This is a genomic window from Planococcus wigleyi (genome assembly GCF_014836985.1).
Classification (GTDB): domain Bacteria; phylum Bacillota; class Bacilli; order Bacillales_A; family Planococcaceae; genus Planococcus; species Planococcus notacanthi.
In genome coordinates this window covers 56,897-76,382 of the sequence record NZ_JACSPU010000003.1, presented here as the reverse complement: position 1 = coordinate 76,382, position 19,486 = coordinate 56,897, and the positions used below count along the sequence as shown (strand labels likewise).

The 19,486-nt window shown below is 47.5% G+C and carries 21 protein-coding genes; 9 read left to right on the top strand and 12 right to left on the bottom strand.

What is annotated here, in order from left to right; translation table 11 throughout:
- Window positions 1-13: 13 nt before the first annotated feature.
- Together H9630_RS08985 and H9630_RS08980 are read right to left on the bottom strand one after the other, a co-directional pair.
- Window positions 14-790, bottom strand: coding sequence for a glucose 1-dehydrogenase (locus H9630_RS08985; RefSeq protein WP_191715181.1), 777 nt, complete (start codon window positions 788-790; stop codon window positions 14-16).
- Window positions 791-810: 20 nt separating this feature from the next.
- A complete protein-coding gene (locus H9630_RS08980; protein ID WP_191715180.1) occupies window positions 811-1,725 on the bottom strand; it encodes a DUF2971 domain-containing protein in 915 nt (304 codons plus the stop codon).
- 258 nt (window positions 1,726-1,983) lie between these two features.
- Between H9630_RS08980 and H9630_RS08975 the strand changes: the two genes are divergently transcribed.
- A complete protein-coding gene (locus tag H9630_RS08975) occupies window positions 1,984-2,358 on the top strand; it encodes a CidA/LrgA family protein (RefSeq protein ID WP_191715179.1) in 375 nt (124 codons plus the stop codon).
- Window positions 2,359-2,360: 2 nt separating this feature from the next.
- The gene (locus H9630_RS08970) at window positions 2,361-3,053 is read left to right on the top strand and encodes an LrgB family protein (protein ID WP_191715178.1); all 693 of its coding nucleotides are present in this window, start codon (window positions 2,361-2,363) and stop codon (window positions 3,051-3,053) included.
- A gap of 63 nt (window positions 3,054-3,116) precedes the next feature.
- On the opposite strand, the gene H9630_RS08965 is transcribed toward H9630_RS08970, so the two are convergent.
- The 3 genes from H9630_RS08965 to H9630_RS08955 are packed head-to-tail and all read right to left on the bottom strand — an operon-like array spanning window position 3,117 to window position 6,273.
- Window positions 3,117-4,721, bottom strand: a complete 1,605-nt coding sequence (locus tag H9630_RS08965) for an ABC transporter permease (RefSeq protein WP_191715177.1) — start codon at window positions 4,719-4,721, stop codon at window positions 3,117-3,119.
- Window positions 4,721-5,638, bottom strand: a complete 918-nt coding sequence (locus tag H9630_RS08960) for an ABC transporter ATP-binding protein (RefSeq protein WP_191715176.1) — start codon at window positions 5,636-5,638, stop codon at window positions 4,721-4,723. Before H9630_RS08960 ends, H9630_RS08965 begins: the two co-directional genes overlap by 1 nt.
- A gap of 11 nt (window positions 5,639-5,649) precedes the next feature.
- Window positions 5,650-6,273, bottom strand: a complete 624-nt coding sequence (locus H9630_RS08955; RefSeq protein ID WP_191715175.1) for a TetR/AcrR family transcriptional regulator — start codon at window positions 6,271-6,273, stop codon at window positions 5,650-5,652.
- A 187-nt stretch (window positions 6,274-6,460) separates the two neighbouring features.
- Between H9630_RS08955 and H9630_RS08950 the strand changes: the two genes are divergently transcribed.
- The 6 genes from H9630_RS08950 to H9630_RS08925 all read left to right on the top strand — a co-directional run bounded on the left by H9630_RS08950 (window position 6,461) and on the right by H9630_RS08925 (window position 12,058).
- Window positions 6,461-7,303, top strand: a complete 843-nt coding sequence (locus H9630_RS08950) for a transporter substrate-binding domain-containing protein (RefSeq protein ID WP_404825532.1) — start codon at window positions 6,461-6,463, stop codon at window positions 7,301-7,303.
- A 292-nt stretch (window positions 7,304-7,595) separates the two neighbouring features.
- Entirely contained in the window at window positions 7,596-8,294 is a 699-nt protein-coding gene (gene pxpB, locus H9630_RS08945; RefSeq protein ID WP_191715173.1) for a 5-oxoprolinase subunit PxpB, read from the top strand.
- On the top strand, window positions 8,278-9,252 hold the full coding sequence (locus H9630_RS08940) for a 5-oxoprolinase subunit C family protein (protein ID WP_191715172.1): 975 nt from the start codon (window positions 8,278-8,280) through the stop codon (window positions 9,250-9,252). Before pxpB ends, H9630_RS08940 begins: the two co-directional genes overlap by 17 nt.
- 2 nt (window positions 9,253-9,254) lie before the next feature.
- On the top strand, window positions 9,255-10,025 hold the full coding sequence (locus H9630_RS08935) for a LamB/YcsF family protein (protein ID WP_191715171.1): 771 nt from the start codon (window positions 9,255-9,257) through the stop codon (window positions 10,023-10,025).
- A 21-nt stretch (window positions 10,026-10,046) separates the two neighbouring features.
- Window positions 10,047-11,252 carry an NRAMP family divalent metal transporter gene (locus H9630_RS08930; protein WP_191715170.1) on the top strand — a complete coding sequence of 402 codons (1,206 nt, stop codon included), beginning with the start codon at window positions 10,047-10,049 and terminating at the stop codon, window positions 11,250-11,252.
- Window positions 11,253-11,266: 14 nt separating this feature from the next.
- Window positions 11,267-12,058: a putative hydro-lyase gene (locus H9630_RS08925; RefSeq protein WP_191715169.1), complete on the top strand. Its 792-nt coding sequence runs from the start codon at window positions 11,267-11,269 to the stop codon at window positions 12,056-12,058.
- 54 nt (window positions 12,059-12,112) lie between these two features.
- Here the strand turns inward: H9630_RS08925 and H9630_RS08920 are convergent, their stop codons facing one another.
- The 4 genes from H9630_RS08920 to H9630_RS08905 all read right to left on the bottom strand — a co-directional run bounded on the left by H9630_RS08920 (window position 12,113) and on the right by H9630_RS08905 (window position 17,003).
- Complete coding sequence (locus H9630_RS08920) at window positions 12,113-13,132, bottom strand: ABC transporter ATP-binding protein (protein WP_191715168.1); 1,020 nt, start codon at window positions 13,130-13,132, stop codon at window positions 12,113-12,115.
- 13 nt (window positions 13,133-13,145) lie between these two features.
- Entirely contained in the window at window positions 13,146-14,204 is a 1,059-nt protein-coding gene (opp3C, locus tag H9630_RS08915; protein WP_225218472.1) for an oligopeptide ABC transporter permease, read from the bottom strand.
- Complete coding sequence (locus H9630_RS08910) at window positions 14,201-15,130, bottom strand: ABC transporter permease (RefSeq protein WP_191715167.1); 930 nt, start codon at window positions 15,128-15,130, stop codon at window positions 14,201-14,203. The genes opp3C and H9630_RS08910 overlap by 4 nt, the downstream gene beginning before the upstream one ends.
- Window positions 15,131-15,362: 232 nt before the next feature.
- Window positions 15,363-17,003 carry a peptide ABC transporter substrate-binding protein gene (locus tag H9630_RS08905; protein ID WP_191715166.1) on the bottom strand — a complete coding sequence of 547 codons (1,641 nt, stop codon included), beginning with the start codon at window positions 17,001-17,003 and terminating at the stop codon, window positions 15,363-15,365.
- Between the two features lie 152 nt (window positions 17,004-17,155).
- On the opposite strand from H9630_RS08905, the gene H9630_RS08900 reads away from it, so the two are divergent.
- Entirely contained in the window at window positions 17,156-17,527 is a 372-nt protein-coding gene (locus tag H9630_RS08900) for a DUF3899 domain-containing protein (protein WP_191715165.1), read from the top strand.
- A gap of 60 nt (window positions 17,528-17,587) precedes the next feature.
- Here the strand turns inward: H9630_RS08900 and H9630_RS08895 are convergent, their stop codons facing one another.
- The 3 genes from H9630_RS08895 to H9630_RS08885 all read right to left on the bottom strand — a co-directional run bounded on the left by H9630_RS08895 (window position 17,588) and on the right by H9630_RS08885 (window position 19,451).
- The gene (locus H9630_RS08895) at window positions 17,588-18,253 is read right to left on the bottom strand and encodes a haloacid dehalogenase type II (RefSeq protein ID WP_191715164.1); all 666 of its coding nucleotides are present in this window, start codon (window positions 18,251-18,253) and stop codon (window positions 17,588-17,590) included.
- Window positions 18,250-18,876, bottom strand: coding sequence for an NUDIX hydrolase (locus H9630_RS08890; protein ID WP_191715163.1), 627 nt, complete (start codon window positions 18,874-18,876; stop codon window positions 18,250-18,252). Before H9630_RS08890 ends, H9630_RS08895 begins: the two co-directional genes overlap by 4 nt.
- 110 nt (window positions 18,877-18,986) lie before the next feature.
- Complete coding sequence (locus tag H9630_RS08885; protein WP_191715162.1) at window positions 18,987-19,451, bottom strand: hypothetical protein; 465 nt, start codon at window positions 19,449-19,451, stop codon at window positions 18,987-18,989.
- Window positions 19,452-19,486: the final 35 nt, after the last annotated feature.

Genomic DNA, 19,486 nt, shown 5'->3' with positions numbered 1-19,486 from the left:
TGGGCAATTACTGTTAGAACAATTGAGAAGGATATAAGGTCATGCCACCATCTACAAATAAGGTAGTTCCGGTGACATAAGCAGCTTCACCGGAAACAAGCCAGGCCGCGGCTGCGGCGATGTTTTCCGGTTTCCCGATCTTTTTCATCGGGATTTTCTGCAGCGTCTTCTCTTTTTCTTCTGCGTCCTGTTCTTGTGTCGGATTTCCTGGTGTCGTGATGGTTCCAGGTGCAATGCTATTAATCCGTATTCCTTGTTCTGCATATTCCAACGCCAATGTTTCTGTCAGCATCTTCAAGCCGCCTTTTGTGACGCCATAGTGAACATTCTCCACTTTGGGAATGACTTGATGAACACTCGAAATATTAAGGATGCTGCCTTTGACTTTATTTGCCTTCATCCAGCTCAATGCTTCCCTGCTGGCAATAAAAGCCCCTGTAAGATTGACGTCCAGTACACGTTGCCACGTTTCCAATGCCAATTCATCAGAAGGTGCCGGCTCACTGAAACCTGCATTGTTCACCAATACATCCACCGAACCAAAATGATCGAGTGCCGTTTGGATCAAGCTCTTGATGCCTGTTTCTGTTGAAACATCCGCTTGCACCGTGACCGCTTTTCCACCCTGCTTCTGTATTGCCTGGGCCGTCTCTTCCGCCCCTTCAGCATCTGTCAGGTAATCGACTACGACATTCATCTTTTCTTTGCCGAAACGCTCTGCGATGCCTTTTCCGATTCCTTTTGATCCCCCTGTCACAATCGCTGTCTTTCCTGCTAATTCCGGATACATACTAACACTCCCTTTTATTTTTAATACCTGAGAGCCGCAACGGATTTACTGACGGTAACGGTTTCCAGATCATAACCTTTGCTCCTTACATAATGTTCAATGCCGCTTTTGGCAATATCGATATTGTTCTTGGGGCCAATCGTTATATGGCTGATGGGTAATTTTTCTTCAAACGAGACCTCGATGTAAGGGATAATCACTCCGTTCCGTGCTCGGAATTTCACTTTTCCGTCTAATTCTCCTCTGCTGATAATTGCAATTCGGTACTCCTCTTCGCTCTTGAAAGTAGCATCCTTAAAAAAGATTGCGCATGATGCCATCACTGAAAAGAAATGGTCGGCTAAGACCGAGGTCACCTGTTCCTCTTGGTATCCACTGATAAGTTCAAAGCTCTCCATGAGCAAATCCTCTAAGATGGTTTCCTGCTCCCGTCTGCTGTAGACCACAAGACCATGCAACAAGCCGGTTTCCAATAAGTAATGATTGATTTTTTCAAGAAGCTCCTCTGCAGAAAAACCGATATTATAGCCATCGCCTTTTGCGTAGTTATACCAAAGAGCCAATGAATCCTCGGTTTGTGACATTGAAAAGACATAGACTTCAAAACCGCTTTCTTCAATTTCTTTCATAAAATGATCCAAAGTCTGCTGCAGCTCTTCAATAAACATGCCCCATAGATTTCCTTTGTCCGAAACTTGCATTTTGTCCAGTACAGTTTTTAAAATGCCAGAAAAATAGACCAGTTCGCTGGAGTCGTTCAGAAAAGTCCCTTTGCTCATCCATAACCGGTTCGTTTCGATCATGCCCATCAAGCTTGTCAGGCCCGTATAATGGTATAGACTTTGGCCGGCTTCCTGAATTCTTGTTATCTGCTTGTTGAAACCCTGTAGCGCATGCTGTTCCAACTTTCCAGCCAAGGTCTTTTCACTTTCCATAAAGCTGCACCTCCTTTCGGTTGCAGAACCTGCCAGAAACTATTATGGCTAAATCCCGGCCACCGCCTCCGGCTTTTTCCCTTCCTATACCCACCTGTAAAAAATTGAAAAGAGTTTTCTGGCATTTCGCCATAATTCTCTGAATAGTTAAAAGAGATGAGAATCCATTCTCGCTTTTCAACCGAAATCCTGTAAAATAACTTATTATGGAAAGAACCGGATCTTCTCCTTACATTCACCAGAAAGGCGGTGCCCTCATTGAAAATCATTTCTATCATTCTTCAGCTTTTTGTTATTACCGGTTTTTATTTAATAGGTGAAGCTATTCAGGTTTTTTTCAATATTCCGTTGCCGGGCAGCATCATCGGCTTTCTTCTGCTGTTTACTGCACTTATGCTGAAAATCTATCCGCTTGAATGGATTGAGTCCGGCGCTCATTTCCTATTGGCTTTTTTATCTCTTTACTTTATCCCGGCTACCGTCGGGGTTGTTGAATACGGGGAATTGTTTTCCGGCAAAGGCATGCTGTTGATTCCAATCGTCATTGCCAGCACGTTTCTGACAATGGCGGTTGCGGGCTGGGTCAGCCAGTATGCCGCCAAGGCAAGCACTGACCGAAAGGAGAGATCCTAAGCATGGCATTCAATCTGACTGCTGCTTTTTTTGCGGTTTTGACGGTCAGCATTTATTTGCTGACTAATGTTTTGTATTTAAAGTATAGAAAGACTCTATTGAATCCGGTGCTTGCTTCTACAGCAATCCTTGCCCTTATTTTAGTGTTGGGCAACATTCCTTACGATACATATATGATGGGCGGCAGCTGGATCGGCACATTGCTGGGTCCGGCAGTAGTGGCACTCGCGATTCCACTTTACAAACAGCGGGATCTGCTTTTCACCAACATGCTGCCGATCCTTTCAGGTATTGCTGCGGGTGTTGTTGTCGGCATGGCAAGCGGCGTTTTGTTTACTCAGCTTTTCCGTTTTTCAGAAGAGCTGATTTTGACCGTCCTGCCGAAGTCACTGACCACGCCGGTTGCCATGCAAGTTGCCAGCAACCTCGGCGGAATCCCTTCGCTCGCTGCAGTTTTTGTAATGGTGGCAGGATTTACCGGATATATCGTCGGCCCTGCCCTCTTGAAATGGCTGCATATCGATTCGCCGATCGGCCGCGGCATCGGCCTTGGCACTTCCGCCCATGGCATGGGGACTGCAAAAGCCTTCGAATACGGCCAGCAGGAAACATCGATGAGTTCAGTTGCAATGACTTTAAGCGCAGTACTTGGTGCCTTATTAGGACCCGTCGCTGCCTGGCTTTTGCTTTTGTAAACGGAAAAACCCTCTTTTCCACAATTGGAAAAGAGGATTTTTTTCTTGCTGTTCAATTGGCGGCTACCTTCCAATATCCCTGCGATTAAATCCGGTAATGCCGATGGCCGTCAAAATAATTGCCACAACTGTCAGCATTGCCGCGTTCAGGTAATTCATCTCTTCAATCGGTATCTCAGACACATAGCCGAACGGCGTCAACTTTCCTACCCATTCGGGAAATTGGAACAAGCCGCCCAAGTAAATGACAAAAAACGAAAAAGCTAAATACAGCCAAACGGCACCGGTTAAATTCGGAGCCCATCCGAGCAACAATACCGCCACGCCGATCATGGCAAACATTGCCGGCAAATAAGCCAGCGCCGAGCCATAAAACATCCCCAATGGAAGCTGCTCTTCCATCATAGCATTGCCGACCAATCCAAGACCCAGTGCTGCTAAAGAAAGCATGACAAAACCTGTCAAAACAGCCATCGCCAAGTAACTGCCCAGCACGTGATTTCTGGAAACGGACCGGCTTAAAATATGCTCAAGCCGGTCATTTTTTTCTTCTGTTTTCAGTTTCAATACCGCCATCAATACAGGAATGGTTCCGAGAATCGCCATGACGGCCATCAGCACCGGAATGAATTGTTCTGTCAGTGAAAAGCCTTCCGACTGAACAATCATTTGCTGCATCAGGTCAATGTCTTCAAAAAACGACTCCAAATCGCCCAAAACCGAACCATAAGACGCCCCGATTAATAGCAACCCTGCTGACCAGGCAATGAATCCAGTCCGCTGAAGCCGAAATACCAGCCCAAATGGACTCAATAAGGATCGGGCAGCTTTGGCTTTTCCCGCCCGTGAAGGCAGAAAGCCAGAACCGAGGTCACGAATCGAGTTCAAGTATAGAGCCAAAGCCATCAACAGCAAGGCTCCTGCGAACGTCAGCAAAATTGGCCACCAATAATTATTCACATAGGCTTCAGACCGCAAAATCCAGCCAAGCGGCGACAGCCAGGACAAGGTTTCGTTTGTGACGTCCCCAATCGCTCGGACCATATAAGCCAGCAACAATATGGCAATCGATAACCCAAGTGCGTTTCTGGCATTCGGCGACAACTGTGCACAGACAGCCGCAACTCCGGCAAAAACCAGTCCGGCAGCACCTAATGCAAACCCATAGACAAGCGACCCTTGCAGATCGACACTCTCAACCCCTAAAGCAACCAGTGAAAAAGCGGTCAGCAACGCCAGCACGATGTTGGCACCGGCCATTACGAGCAACGTCGATGACAGATTCGACAATCGGCCCACCGGCAAGGAACGGACCAATTCGATGCGGCCATCCTCTTCATCTGTACGTGTATGGCGGATGACCAGCAAAATATTCATCAAGCCGACAACACCCGCTGTCATCAGCAGCATTTCATGCGCAGTCATCGCTCCGACTGTATAATTGTCCAATCCGTATCCCGGTCCGACCATCGCAGTCATAGCGGGATTGCGCATCGTTTCAGCCATTGCCTGCCTTTCCTCTGCATTTTGATACAAACCAACGAAAGCCAGGGCGACAATTGCCGAAATGGCTGCAAAGGATACCAGCCAGATGGGCAGACGCAAACGGTCGCGCCGCAAAACAAAACGGATCAAGGTTCCGGTTCCGTCAAAAAGATGTCTGGTCATTACCTTTCGCCTCCTGCTCCTGATTCCACCGCTCCAGCGGTTCCCTCGTAATGGCGCATAAACAACTCTTCCAGCGTCGGCGGTGAACTTTCAATGCGGCTCACGCCAAAACGGCTGATGTAACGGATGACATGATCCACTTCTGCTGTGTCGACCTGGAAAGACAAGGCACCATCTTTCTGCTGGATGCCACTGACTCCTTTAAGCTCTCCCAACCCCACAATCGGCTCTTTGGTCTCAACCAGCAAAATCGTCCCAGTCAAATGCCGTAATTCTTTGAGCGTTCCGGTTTCGATGATTTTTCCTTCGCGGATAATCGCCACTTTGTCACAGAGTTTTTCGACTTCCGACAGGATGTGGCTCGACAGCAGGATGCTCTTGCCCTGTTTTTTTGCTTCCACTACATACTCCTGAAACACGCGCTCCATGAGCGGATCAAGGCCCGAAGTCGGTTCGTCTAAAACATACAAATCCACATCCGACGAGAATGCCGCAATCAATGCCACTTTTTGCCGGTTCCCTTTTGAGTAGGTCCGGCATTTTTTCGTCGGGTCCAAGTCGAATTTCCGGATCAGTTCCTCTCGCCGGTCCAGATTATTGCCACCGCGCAATTTGACGAACAGATCGATGACTTCGCCTCCGGTCAAGTTCGGCCATAAGTTGATATCTCCGGGAACATAAGCTACGCGTTTATGGATTTCCACGGCATCTTTCCAGGAATCCTTTCCAAAAATTTCTGCACGCCCGTCAGTCGCTTTTAAAATGCCGAGCAATACACGCAGAGTGGTGGACTTCCCAGCTCCATTCGGACCGATAAAACCATAAACTTCCCCTTCGCCCACTTCAATGTTCACGCCGTCCAGTGCTGCAAAATCTCCGAATTTTTTCGTCAGATCAACCGTTCTCAAGACTGCCATGAGTTTCCCTCCTAATTCGTATAGAAGCTTTTCTTCAGAATATCGAGATATTCGTAAAATTCATCCCAGTAAGGCTTCAAATCCAGTTCGGTCATTTTTTTCCCCTGCAGCTTTTGCAGGAGATTTTGCTGGTAGCCATCTACTCCCCAACGGATTAAATTGAATGCCTTGTCAACGTCGACATCTTTTCTGAAAAGCGTTTTGTCGATTCCTTCATACAGCAATGCATAACCCTGCTGCTGCAAATGCTCATAACGCTTCTGAAGATGTGGAGGAAGATCCAGATCTTTCGTTAACATAAACGTTCCCATAAAGTTGAAGGTATGCTCGTTTTCCAGCTGTGCTTTCATTTTTATTTGCGCCGCATCCCTCATTCGTTTAATAAAATCACTTTCATTGATATCCACTAAGCTTAAATATTCATTGATGATGAAATTCATGCTGTAGTCGACCAAGTACTCGTAAAGGTCCTTTTTGTTTTTAAAATAGTAGAACAACATCCCTTTTCCGATACCGGCATTTTTGACGATGCGGTTGGTTGAAGCTTGCCCAAATCCATTTTCGGCAAATTCCATCAATGCTGAATCAAGGATTTTCTGTTGCTTTTTGGGGTCGAGGTTCTCAAATTTCTCCATGTTCATGCCCTCTTTCATTTCTTTGGACCACTCTGGTCGACTACAGAATACAACATTCGACCACACTGGTCAATTTATTAGTCTAAATTATCTGATTTTTTATTTGGTGAATTAAACCGTTGCCCCTGCCCTCTTAGAATGCTATCTTTTAGGTGCAATCATAATAGAGGAGGAAGACCCCGTGAAAATATTCTTTTCCCGAAAAAATGCGTCAATCATAGCCGGCCTAGTGACTTTGTCGCTCTTAGGTGCCTGTGGAAATAACGAAGATACAGCTCCTGAAGAAACAACGACCGCCTGGGATGAAATCCAGGAAAAAGGCAGCCTGACCGTTGCCACATCAGGCACCTTGTTTCCTACTTCCTATCGGGAAGAAGGATCGGATGAATTGACCGGCTTCGAAGTGGAAGTGGCCCGAGAAATTGGCGAACGCCTTGAATTGGAAGTTGAATTCACGGAGCTTGGATTTGATGAAATGCTGACGTCTGTCCAAACCGGACAAGTCGACATCGCAGCCAATGACATTGAAATCACGGAAGACCGCAAGGACAATTTTCTTTTCTCCACACCGTTTAAGTATTCTTATGGCACTGCAATCGTCCGTTCAGACGATTTGTCCGGCATCGAAACCTTAGAAGACCTAAAAGGCAAAAAAGCCGCCGGTGCTTCGACTTCCGTTTACATGGAGACCGCACGCGAATATGGCGCTGAGGAAGTTGTGTATGACAATGCGACGAATGAAACCTACCTGCGCGACGTCGCCATCGGACGGACAGATGTCATTCTGAACGATTATTATTTGCAGACATTGGCGATTGCAGCCTTTCCGGAACTGGACATCACCATCCATCCGAACCTCAAGTACAGCCCTTCTGAAGTGGGTGTTGTGATGAACGAAGACAATACCGAACTTGCCGAGAATGTGGATCGCGTCATCGAAGAAATGCTGGAGGACGGCACAATCGCCGAAATCTCAGCAGAATTCTTTAATGGTGCCGATGTGACTGAGAAAGTGGAAATTGAAGAATAATTGTTGAAGGAGCCCCTCTTGATTGAGCGGCTTCTTTTTTTGGAGCTTTTTTTATTGCGGGATGGCTGTGATTTTTCCAGTTAAGTGGATATACTTTCTGATTCAGCCTGAATACTTTCCATTTCACTTCAAATACTTTCTGTTTTAGCCCGAATACTTTCCACTTCACTTAAAATACTTTCCGATACAGTTAATACGTTTTTTGGAGAACCCATATCTCTCCTTTCCAGCCACTTCCAAAAGCCTTATACTAAACTAAAAGTAAGAATAGTCAGTCTAAGGAGGCGAGCAGATGAATACTTCGTTTTCGCCGCTGGGTGATCAGGCGATTGTCATTGAACTGGGCACTGAAATCAATGAAGAAACAGAAAAAAAAATACGAAGACTGTCCACTTTGCTGGAAAGCCGACCGCCGGAATGGATGATTGAATTTATCCCTGCATTTATAACGGTAGCTGTCTTCTACGATCCTTGCGCAGCAACATACAGCAAGGTACAAGAAGAGCTGGCGGAACTTCTGGCGCACCTGGGGGAAGAGTTGGCTGTCGAATCCAGAACCGTTGAAATTCCTGTCTGTTATGGCGGTGAATTCGGACCCGACCTGGAATTCGTGGCACAACACAATGGCTTGACTGCGCGCGAGGTCATTGACATCCATACTTCCGGCAGTTATTCGGTCCACATGATCGGCTTTGCGCCCGGCTTTCCTTTTATCGGAGGCATGTCTGAAAAAATTGCGGCCCCAAGGCGCGATTCCCCACGACTCCGCATCCCGGAACGGACAGTCGGCATCGCCGGCATGCAGACTGGTGTCTATCCGATTGAAACACCGGGCGGCTGGCAGCTGATCGGCAGAACGCCGCTTCGGTTATTCCGGCCGGAAAATGACATTCCGAGCCTGCTGCAGGCAGGAGACAAAGTGGTCTTCAGGGAAATCTCTGAAACAGACTACCACGCATGGAAGGAGGATCCGAATGCTGAAAATCCTTAAGAACAGCTTGCAGACCACCGTACAGGACCTCGGCCGGAGCGGTTTTCAGAAATATGGCGTCATCGCCAGCGGCGCGATGGACCCTTATGCTCATCGCCTGGCCAATCTACTGGTCGGCAATAAAGAACAGGCCGCCACACTTGAAATCACACTCGTCGGACCTGCAATTGAATTCATCGAAGACACGGTCATCGCGCTATGCGGCGGCGATTTGAGCCCGAAACTGGATGGCCAAGCTGCTCCAATGTGGAGGATGCTGTCCGTTAAAAAAGGCAATACCCTGACTTTTGGTGAGCCTCGCGTAGGCGCCCGCTGTTATTTGGCAATTGCCGGCGGCATCGATGTTCCTGAAGTCATGGGCAGCCGCTCTACGTACATGCGGGCCGGGATTGGAGGGTTTCAAGGGCGCTCTCTGGAAAAAGGCGACGAAGTGCCGGTTGGCCAAATCAGCAGGCAGCGGCTTTCTTCACTAATGCAGGAAGCTGAAAATGACTCAGATTGGCTGCTGCCGCCTGTCAGGTATTTTGAAGAACCCGTCATCCGGATGATGGCCGGGCGGCAATTTGATTTATTCGATGGCGCCAGCAAAAAACGGATCTTCCAAGAAGCCTTCGCCGTCTCTTCCAATTCTGACCGCATGGGCTATCGTTTGGAAGGTCCTCATCTGGCTCTTGAAAATCCGGCGGAATTGATTTCAGAAGCGGTGGCTTTCGGTTCTGTTCAAGTACCGGTGGATGGCAACCCGATTGTCCTGCTGGCAGACCGCCAAACGACTGGCGGCTATCCGAAGATCGGACAGGTTGCGTCTGTTGACTTGCCGCTCATCAGCCAGCTGAAGCCGGGACAGCAATTGCGCTTCAAAGAAATTTCCCTGGCAGATGCACAACAGCGTTGGATTGAACAAGAACAATCGATTCGGCAAATAAAAGCCGCGATTAAGTTGAAACGGGAGGAATGAACATGAGTTATAAAGTGGATTTGAACTGTGATATGGGCGAAAGCTTTGGTGCTTACCGGATGGGCAATGATGAGGAAATTCTTGATTACGTTACCTCTGCGAACATCGCTTGCGGCTTCCACGCCGGCGACCCTTCGACAATGCGTAAAACCGTTCAATTGGCCCTCGAAAAAAATGTTGGTATTGGCGCCCACCCTGGCTTGCAGGACCTGGTCGGCTTCGGCCGCCGCAATATCGCCCTGTCTCCTCAGGAAGCCTACGACTTAACCGTTTATCAAATCGGCGCTTTATCAGGCTTTATCAAAGCCGAAGGCGGACAGTTGCAGCATGTCAAAGCACATGGTGCCTTATACAATATGGCGGTAAAAGATGCGGCTTTGTCAGAAGCCATTGCAGAAGCTGTCTATAAAATCGATCCGGAACTGGTGCTGTTCGGGCTTTCCGGCAGTGAAATCATTAAAGCTGGCGAGAAAATCGGACTTCGTACAGCCAATGAAGTCTTTTCAGACCGCACCTATCAACCGGACGGCTCGCTGACGCCTCGGACCCAGAGCAACGCCTTGATCACCGATCCACAGATTGCCATCGACCAGGTCATTCGCATGGTCAAGGAAAATAAAGTGGCGACGGTTGAAAACAGCGATGCCGAGCTGCAGGCAGAAACCATCTGCATTCACGGAGACGGCGTTAACGCACTCGAGTTCGCCAGACAGATTTCAAAATCTTTGAAAGGAGCCGATATTGATATTGTTAAAGTGAGTGAATTCGTTTAATACAAGCCGAGGAGGATTTCAATGAAGAATGCGAAGAAGATGAAAAATACCAATGCCAGCGTCTTGCTGGGTGCCGCTTTCCTGATGGCGACTTCCGCCATCGGACCTGGATTTCTGACACAAACGACAGTTTTTACGGAAACTTTATTGGCTTCTTTCGGATTTGTTATTTTAATTTCTGTCATCATTGATATCGGTGCCCAAACGAATATATGGCGCATCATCGCCGTCTCCGGCAAACGGGCGCAGGATATCGCCAACGACGTTTTGCCTGGCCTGGGTTATTTCCTGGCTTTATTGGTCGTCATGGGCGGGCTTGCTTTTAATATCGGCAACATCGGCGGCGCTGGGCTTGGCACAAATGTGCTGTTCGGAATCGATCCGAAAGTCGGGGCTGTTTTAAGCGGCTTGCTCGCTATCGGCATTTTTGTTGTAAAAGAAGCTGGGCGGGCGATGGACCGTTTTGCTCAAATTCTTGGATTTGTCATGATCGCATTGACCGTTTACGTTATGATCACTGCACAGCCGCCTGTCGGCGAAGCGATCGCAAAAACTTTCGTGCCCGATACCATCGACATCTTTGCCATTGTCACGCTCGTCGGCGGAACCGTCGGCGGCTACATTACTTTTGCAGGCGGACACCGGCTGATTGATGCAGGCCTGACCGGCAGAGCAGCCTTGCCCGAAGTGACCAGAAGCTCCATTTATGCGATTGGTATCGCTTCATTCATGCGCATTATTTTGTTTCTGGCGGTGCTCGGCGTTGTGTCACAAGGCCTTTCGTTGGATCCTGCCAATCCGCCTGCTTCCGTCTTCCAATTGGCCGCCGGCAACGTTGGCTATAAAATTTTCGGCGTCGTCATGTGGGCGGCTGCAGTCACATCAGTTGTTGGAGCTGCCTACACATCTGTATCCTTTATCCGGTCGTTCAGTCCGGTGCTGGAAAAGTACAATCGTCTATTGATCATCAGTTTTATTGTCATCTCCACCTCTGTTTTTGTCATCATCGGCCAGCCCGTTCTGGTATTGGTGCTTGTGGGATCCTTGAATGGCTTGATTTTACCGATTGCCCTTGGCGTTATGTTGATTGCCGCGCATAAAGCGAAGATTGTCGGCGACTACAAGCATCCCCTATGGATGACTGTTTTCGGTGTCGTCATCGTGGTCGCTATGGCGTGGATGGGAATCTATACCTTGATGAACGGAATTCCAGCATTATTTGAATAAAGGAGTGGAATGAGATGAACATCATCAATCAACAGTCCCCTCGTGAAATTCGGCAGCTGATCCGCAATGGCGAATGGCATAAGCCCACGTCCAGTTTGGCTAATGGCTTTATCCAGGCCAACCTGGCTGTGCTGCCAAAAGAAATGGCTTTTGAGTTCCTGCTTTTCTGTCAGCGCAATCCGAAATCCTGTCCGTTAATCGATGTAACAGAACCGGGTTCATTTATTCCAGAGTTGTCAGCGCCAACCGCTGATTTGCGGACAGATCTTCCGAAATACCGGATTTACAGAGACGGCATACTGACGGAAGAAAGAGACCAGATCACCGACTTGTGGACAGACGACATGGTCGGGTTTTTAATCGGCTGCAGTTTCACTTTTGAAGAAGCCCTGATCAACAATGGCATTCCGATGCGCCATAACGAAGAAAACTGCAATGTACCGATGTACAGGACCTCCATTCCCGCAGTGAAAGCGGGACGCTTTGAAGGGCCGACGGTAGTCAGCATGCGCCCCATGCCGGAAAAAGACGTTATCCGGGCCGTCCAGGTGACGAGCCGTTTTCCGAGCGTCCACGGAGCTCCCGTGCATATCGGCAATCCTGAAGGCATCGGCATCCGTGATTTAAGCCAGCCTGATTTTGGGGACTGCGTGACTGTCAAAGAAGGTGAAGTTCCTGTATTTTGGGCTTGCGGTGTGACGCCACAGGCGATTGCCATGCATGTCAAACCCGAAATTATGATCACCCATGCACCCGGACATATGTTCATCACCGATTTGAAAACCGAAGAAATCGGTGTCATTTAAACACTAAAAAAACCAGTAAGCCGATTCGGGCCTTACTGGTTTTTTAGTGTGTTTTTATGATGGGCTTCCGGTCTCCACAAGATCACGTGATCCCGCTACCCGATCGTCCTGCAGCCAGCAAGCCACAGAATGGCCCGTTTCCGTCACTGTATCACGCGGTGTATACGTATGGCATACCGCCATCGTATGCGGGCACCTGGCCGCAAATGCGCAGCCTTCTCCAAGCGTCGCCAAGTTAGGCGGTGAACCCGCAATCGGCAAGAGCGGTTGTGAGCGGTCTTCATTCAGTTTGGGCATCGATTGAAGCAGGCCCAATGTATACGGATGCTGCGGATTGTAGAAGATTTCATCAAGTGTGCCCTGTTCCACAATTTTGCCGCCATACATGACAGCGACACGATCGGCCATATTGGCAACCACACCCAAATCGTGCGTAATCAGAATAATGGCTGTCTCGGTTTTCTTTTGCAGGTCCTTCATCAAATCCAGGATTTGCGCCTGGATGGTAACATCGAGTGCCGTTGTCGGTTCATCCGCAATCAGCACTTTCGGGTTGCAGGCAAGCGCCAGCGCGATGACCACACGCTGCCTCATGCCGCCTGAAAATTGATGCGGGTAATTATCCAGCCGATTTTCCGCTTGCGGAATCCCGACCAGCTTGAGCATTTCCAGCGCCCGGTTGCGTGCTTGCGCTTTTGTCAGCTGTTCATGCCGCTGGACGCCTTCCATGATCTGTTTGCCGACTTTCATCGTCGGATTCAGTGAAGTCATCGGATCCTGGAACACCATTGAGATTTCCGATCCACGCAAATCGGTAACTTGCCGTTTGGACATCTTCAATAAACTTTTGCCGTTATAGACAATGTCGCCTTTAGTCACTTCTGTGGTGGCTGCCGGCAGCAATTGCATGATGGATTTTGCGGTGACTGACTTGCCCGATCCGGATTCGCCGACAATCGCCAATGTCTCCCCTTTTTTCAAATCAAAACTTACACCCCGCACCGCCGTCAATTTGCCGGTTTGGGTTTTAAATGCTACATGCAGGTTATCGACTGTCAAAATGGTCTCGCTCATGTTGAACCCTCCCCTATTTTCTCATTTTCGGATCTAATGCATCACGTAAACCGTCGCCAAGCAAATTGAACGAAATCATGATGATGCTGATGACCAAGGCCGGGAAAATCAATTTATACGGAAAATACCGCATTGATTTATAGCCGTCTTCAATCAAAACACCAAGCGACGCAAGAGGCGCCTGCAATCCAAGGCCGATAAAGCTCAAGAACGCTTCGAAGAAAATAGCGGTCGGAATCGTGAACATGACTGTGACGATGATCGGCCCCATGACATTCGGCAAAAGGTGCTTCGAAATCAGCCGTGGATTTGATGCGCCAAGGGTACGGGAAGCTAAAACAAATTCCTGGCCCTTCAGCTGCAGCACCTGGCCGCGCACCACACGCGCCATGCCGACCCAGCCGGTGATGACCATCGCCAGAATAATCGACGTGATCCCCGGCTCCAGCACCAGGATAAACAAAATGATGACAATCAAGTTCGGAATTCCCATAAGAATTTCGATGATCCGCTGCATGACGTTGTCGATGCGCCCTCCATAAAACGAGGAGATTCCGCCGTAGATGACACCAATCACCAAATCGAGAAAGGCTGCCACTAAAGCGATGAACAAGGAAATCTGCGTCCCTTTCCAAACACGTGTCCACAGATCGCGGCCGAATTCATCGGTACCGAACCAGTAATTGATCTGAACGTCTCGCTCAGCATATTGATCCACGCCTGCCGAGTTCTGTCCATTGAACCCGAGCCACTCCAAGCCTTCGACTTTCGGCGGCATATTGGAATGCGCCAAATTTTGTTCCCGGTAAGAGAATTCATTTAGACTCGGACCGATCAACGCCAAAGCAATCAACAGAACAAGCATGACAAGTGAAATCATGGCGCCTTTGTTTTTGATGAGCCGCTGAAACGCTTCTTTCCAGAAAGATACGGACGGTGTCCCAATTTCTTCGCTTTTCCGTTGGTCCAGCGGCGCTTTCACAAACAGATCCGATGGGATTTCGTCGTAAGCATATTGGTTTTGCGCCTGCAAATCTTGATGCGGGGGAAAGTGTGGTATGTTTTTCGTCATGCTGATTCCCCCTTATAGTTGATGCGTGGATCCAGGAAGCTGTAAATGATATCCACGACAAAGACAACGAAAATGAACAAAGCGCTGTAAAAAATGGTAATGCCCATGATGACGCTGTAATCCAATACCAGGATCGATAAAGTGAACTGCTCGCCAAGCCCCGGCACTGCGAAAATCTTTTCGATGACCAAGGTTCCCGTCATGATCGAGACAGCAAGCGGCCCAAGCATAGTGACAACCGGAATCAGCGCATTGCGGATGACGTGCTTGACGATGACCTGGTTTTCTTTCAAGCCCTTGGCTCTGGCCGTAATGATGTAATCCTGGCCGATCACTTCGAGCATTTCACTGCGGATAAACCGCGCGACCGTGGCCGTCACCGTCACCGACAAAGCGATGGACGGCAGCAGCGTACTGGAATACCCTTCCCATAACGCGACGGGCAGCCATTCCAATTTAACGCCTACGTAATACTGCAGCAACGCCGCAAAAACGAAAGACGGAATCGACATTCCCAAAACGGCTAATGTCACCGACCCGTAATCCAAAAGGGAGTTGTGCTTCAAAGCCGAAACAATGCCTAGAACAAGTCCGATAATTGCACCAATCACCAATGCCTGCAAGCCGATAAAAGCTGATGGCCCGATGCGGTCACTGATCATGCTGGTGACCGTCCGGCCTTCATGTTGGAATGAATAACCTAGATCGCCCTGTACCAGGTTGCCGATATACTGAATGTATTGGATAGCGACTGGCTGATCCAGTCCATATTTAGCATTCAATATCGCCAATTGGCTATCGGTCAATTTCTCCGGGTTGGTGAACGGTGTACCCGGCAACAACTGCATCAGGAAAAAGGTAGCTGTCACAATGATGAAAAGCGTGATGAGCATAAAGCCGATCCGCTGCAGTAAATAACGTTTCATGTGAACACCTCAATTCTATAGGGTGAAATGAAAAGCGTAAGCTGCCGGTTAGCCCCGACAAGCGCTGGAAGCCTTAGTGGCAATGGCGGTCTTTGCCATTGTCTGTAAGGCTGAAGCGACTCGAGGGGCTGGCAGCTGAAGCTAGACAATGAGAAAATCGTAAACGGATGAAAAAATACGAGGGCGCCCATAAATCGGCTACACCCTCGTATCTATAAGCTGTAAACCTGTTTTATTCTTCGATCGTCACCCATTTGTAGGAGAATGAAGCCCCTGTCGGATGCACCAAAAGATTTTTGATTTTGCTTCTCATTAAGACAGCAGCACCTTCCTGGTAAAGCGGCACGATTGCTGCATCTTCTTCCAATAGGATTTTCTCGATATCCAACAGCATCTGGTAACGTTTTTCTAGATCCGTTTCCGTTCTTGCTGAAGCCACCAATTCTTCCAATTCGGCATTTTTGTAATCCATGCGGTTAGCTGATCCACCTTCCAACCACATATCCAAGTAAGTCATCGGGTCGCTGTAATCCGGTCCCCATGAAGATAGAGACAAATCATACTCGACCGCTTTTTCGATTTCCAGACGTTGTGCGAAAGGAACCGCTTTGATGTCCAATTTGAATCCTGGAAGATTGTCTTCCAATTGTGCTTGAATGTACTCAGCTACTTTTTTATGGTCTTCAGAATCGGCAATGTTGATGGAGACTGTTACATCTGTTGCCCCTGTCTCTTTCAGCCCTGTTTCCCAAAGCTTCTGGGCTTCTTCAACCGTGCCTGTATTGAAGTCTCCGTTCAAGTCACGGAAATCTTCACCTGTTGGCGATTTGAAGAATCCTTTCGGCACGATGCCGTTCAAGGCAGTCGATCCATTTTTCAAAATAACATCCGTTAAGCTTGCTTTGTCGATTGCCATATTAACTGCTTGGCGAATGTTTTTATTGCCCAGTACCGGATGGTTATGGTTGAAACGAAGGAAGATGACTTCCGGCTCTAAAATCGTATCGAAGTTTTCGTCGTCCTTGTTCTGGTCGACAGCTTCTGAGCTCAATACGATGCGGTCCACTTTATTTGTTTCGTATAAATTGACGCCTGCTGCCGGATCTTTCACAACGTAAGCATTCACAGCATCAAGTTTAACTGTGTCTGCATCCCAGTAATCTTCGTTCTTTTCGTATTTCCATCCTTGCTCATGTGTCCAATCCACCAATGTGAATGGTCCGTTGAACAGGATATTTTCCGCTTCCAGTGCGTATTGGTCACCCTGCTCTTCTACAAATTTCTGGTTCTGTGGCAAGAAAGTCGGGAACGTCATCAATGACTGGAACAATGGGTTCGCTGCTTCCAACGTAACTTCCAGTGTTTTCTCGTCGATTGCTTTAACGCCCAATTCTTCTGCGTCCATTTCTTCGTTCATGATCGCTTCAGCGTTTTTGATCCCTGCTGTTACGAACATGAAGTTATAAGGGCTTGCGTCTTTCATAACACGTTTCCAAGCATATTCGAAATCCTGCGCAGTAACCGGTTCCCCATTGCTCCAGTTCGAGTCGCGCAATGTGAACGTGTGAACGCTCTTGTCTTCATTTTCTGTATGGTCCGTTACTAAAGCTTCAATCGGTTCATGGTTTTCATCCTGGCGGTAAAGCCCTTCATTGACGTTATTCAACACAGTGAACGCGATGCCGTCATGTGCTTTGGTAGAATCCAAAGTAGGGATATCTGCTGTGGTCGAAATGTTCAATACTTGTCCAGCTTCCCCTTCCGCTGCGCTTTCTTCGTTTGAACTCTCCGAAGAATTGAAATTACACCCCGATAAGATTAAAACGAATGCGATCAAAATCATGAAAATCTGCGTTTTTCTCTTTCTCTCCATTTTCCCTACCCCCATTTTTTTGATAATTCTTTATTTTGGTAATTCTTTATAATCATAATTGTTATTGCGGAAATAGGCAACAAGATGTTTTAATTTTCAAATTTATAAATTACATGGTAATCTCTATTTATGTAAGGAAAGGGTCGACTTGTATGAATTTTAAAAGAGTTTTGTTTCTGATTTCACTGGGCAGTTCGTTAACGTTGCCTTTCTTCCTATATACGGAATGGTCAATCGCTAGATGGTTTGATGCTTTGTTTTTAGTGGGCCTCTTGCTGCTGATGGTCTATTTCATCATGGTATTGATCGAAGGCCAATTTTTTACGGCATTTTTAAAAAGCACCCGAAACTTTTTTGCAAAAGTAAATAAAAAGGATCAGCTCATTCGGGAAAGCGAAAAACGTTCGGTTGATCGAGTGGATTACCGCAAAGAATTCCCAAACCGAAATTCGTTTCTTCAGATCGGCCTTCTTTTTTCCATCAGCAGCCTGGTGATTTCTGTTGCTTTGTATTATTTGGATTAACCAATAAAAAAACGGCAGGCCTGTAAAAGGCACTGCCGTTTTGTTTGATGAAAATGCTGTTCATTGCCATTCCAAAATACCGGTAAGGTCCCGATAGATGCTGTCGGGCTCCATACCCAGTTTATCCAACGGCATCCCGTCCCGGTTGATCCAGGCGGTCTGAAAGCCAAAGCTCTTTGCTCCTGCAATATCCCATTCGTTCGAAGACATGAACAGGACTTCGTGGCGTTCCACTCCAAGGACCTTCAAGGCATAGCTGTACGACGCCGGCGTCGGTTTATATTGCTTGATGTCGTCGACGCTGATGATCTCATCGATCAGTTCAGAAAGAACCGAGTTTTTGATAAGCGGCTCCAGCATATCCCGTGAGCCATTTGAAAAAACGGCAATTTTCTTGTCGCGCATCTGCTCTAAAATTTCTGCGGATTCGGGATGTGCTTCGAGATTTCTGTAAGCCTCAAGCAAGGTCTCCACTTTTTCCTCATCATATGGAAGTTCCAATTTCGTCAACGTATAATCCAGGGCATCTCTCGTGATTTTGGAAAAGGGTTCATATTGCCCCATCAATTGCCGCAAGAATGAGTACTGGAGCTGCTTCTGGCGCCAGACGATGCTGATTTCCTCTCCTTTGTCACCGTATAGATCCCTGCACTTCTCTTTGACCGAGTAGACATCGAACAATGTGCCATAAACATCGAATATCAAGGCTTGAATGGATGATTTCATTTGTTCAACTCCTGTCTGATAAGATAGATGATTTTTTCCAAGTAAGAGGAGCTATGCGGCACTATCTCCTTCAGGCCAATCCTTTTTTTGAAAGGACTATGGCCATCAAGCGTTGCGATAAACCCATCAATCTCCACTTCTTCTTCCTTACCCGCAAACAAATCCGCCAATGCCTCAAAATCAACTTCCCCCATGCCGGACACTTCCTCCAGCTGCAACTCAAACCTAAGGTCATTGTTATTCGGCATAGGATATAAGAAGCAATGGCAGCGTTCGTTGTCAATAAAACCCGGAATCTCCATTTGATCTTTGACCATACCGAGAAGAATGAGCTTATCAAAATCCACTTCCAAGCCAAGTTCCTCTTTAACTTCCCGCACGCCGTCTTCTACAGTTTCATCCGCCAGCAAATGGCCGGCCGCAGTGATGTCGAACAAACCGGGGAAATCTTTCTTGGCTTCACTGCGCAACTGGAGATAAACCGTATCTCTGTTGTTCCTACGCCCCACCATCCAACAATGAAACGTTTCATGCCAAAGCCCTTGTTCATGGACAGCTTGCCGAGTTTCTATCCCTTGCGGATTTCCATGTTCATCGTACACACGCAATTTCTCCGTTTCCATCGCCCTGCCCCTTTTTTCTTTTTAGCATAGCAAAAAAACCGGCCGTATACCTGGCCGGTCCTTCTTCCGATCATAAAATTCTTCTCTGGTCTTAAGCTCTTCAAATGCATTCATGAGTATTCATTAAAATGTGTATCATCCGGCGCTACATGCTTGATGAACAGCAGGTCTTTTTCGGTGATATCCGGAACGAAAAATTCAGTGCCCCAATGTTCGGAAGAGAAAATATGCTGTTCTCCTCTGCTCAAGAAAATGGAGAACCACTTGAGCTTTTTCTTTTCACTGACATGGCAGCTCATCAGGTATTCAGCAATTTCCAATGTCAACAACCCCGAGAAAATGGTCATACCCTGCTTGTCATCAATATCGAACAATCCAGGCAAACTGGTTGTAAGCTCTTCAATCACTCCTGCTTCTTCATTAAAGCAATGAATTTCAAATGTATCGGATTTAGCCAGAAAATATTCCATCAGCAAAAGCCAATAATCATAATTTCCGATAGCAGGTATTCTTTCGACTCCATCACCGTCTATGAATTCGGTAAGTTCAAATTGTAATTGTGTTTTAAGTTCCATGCCATTCATCACCTGCCCTTTTCTCCCCATACACT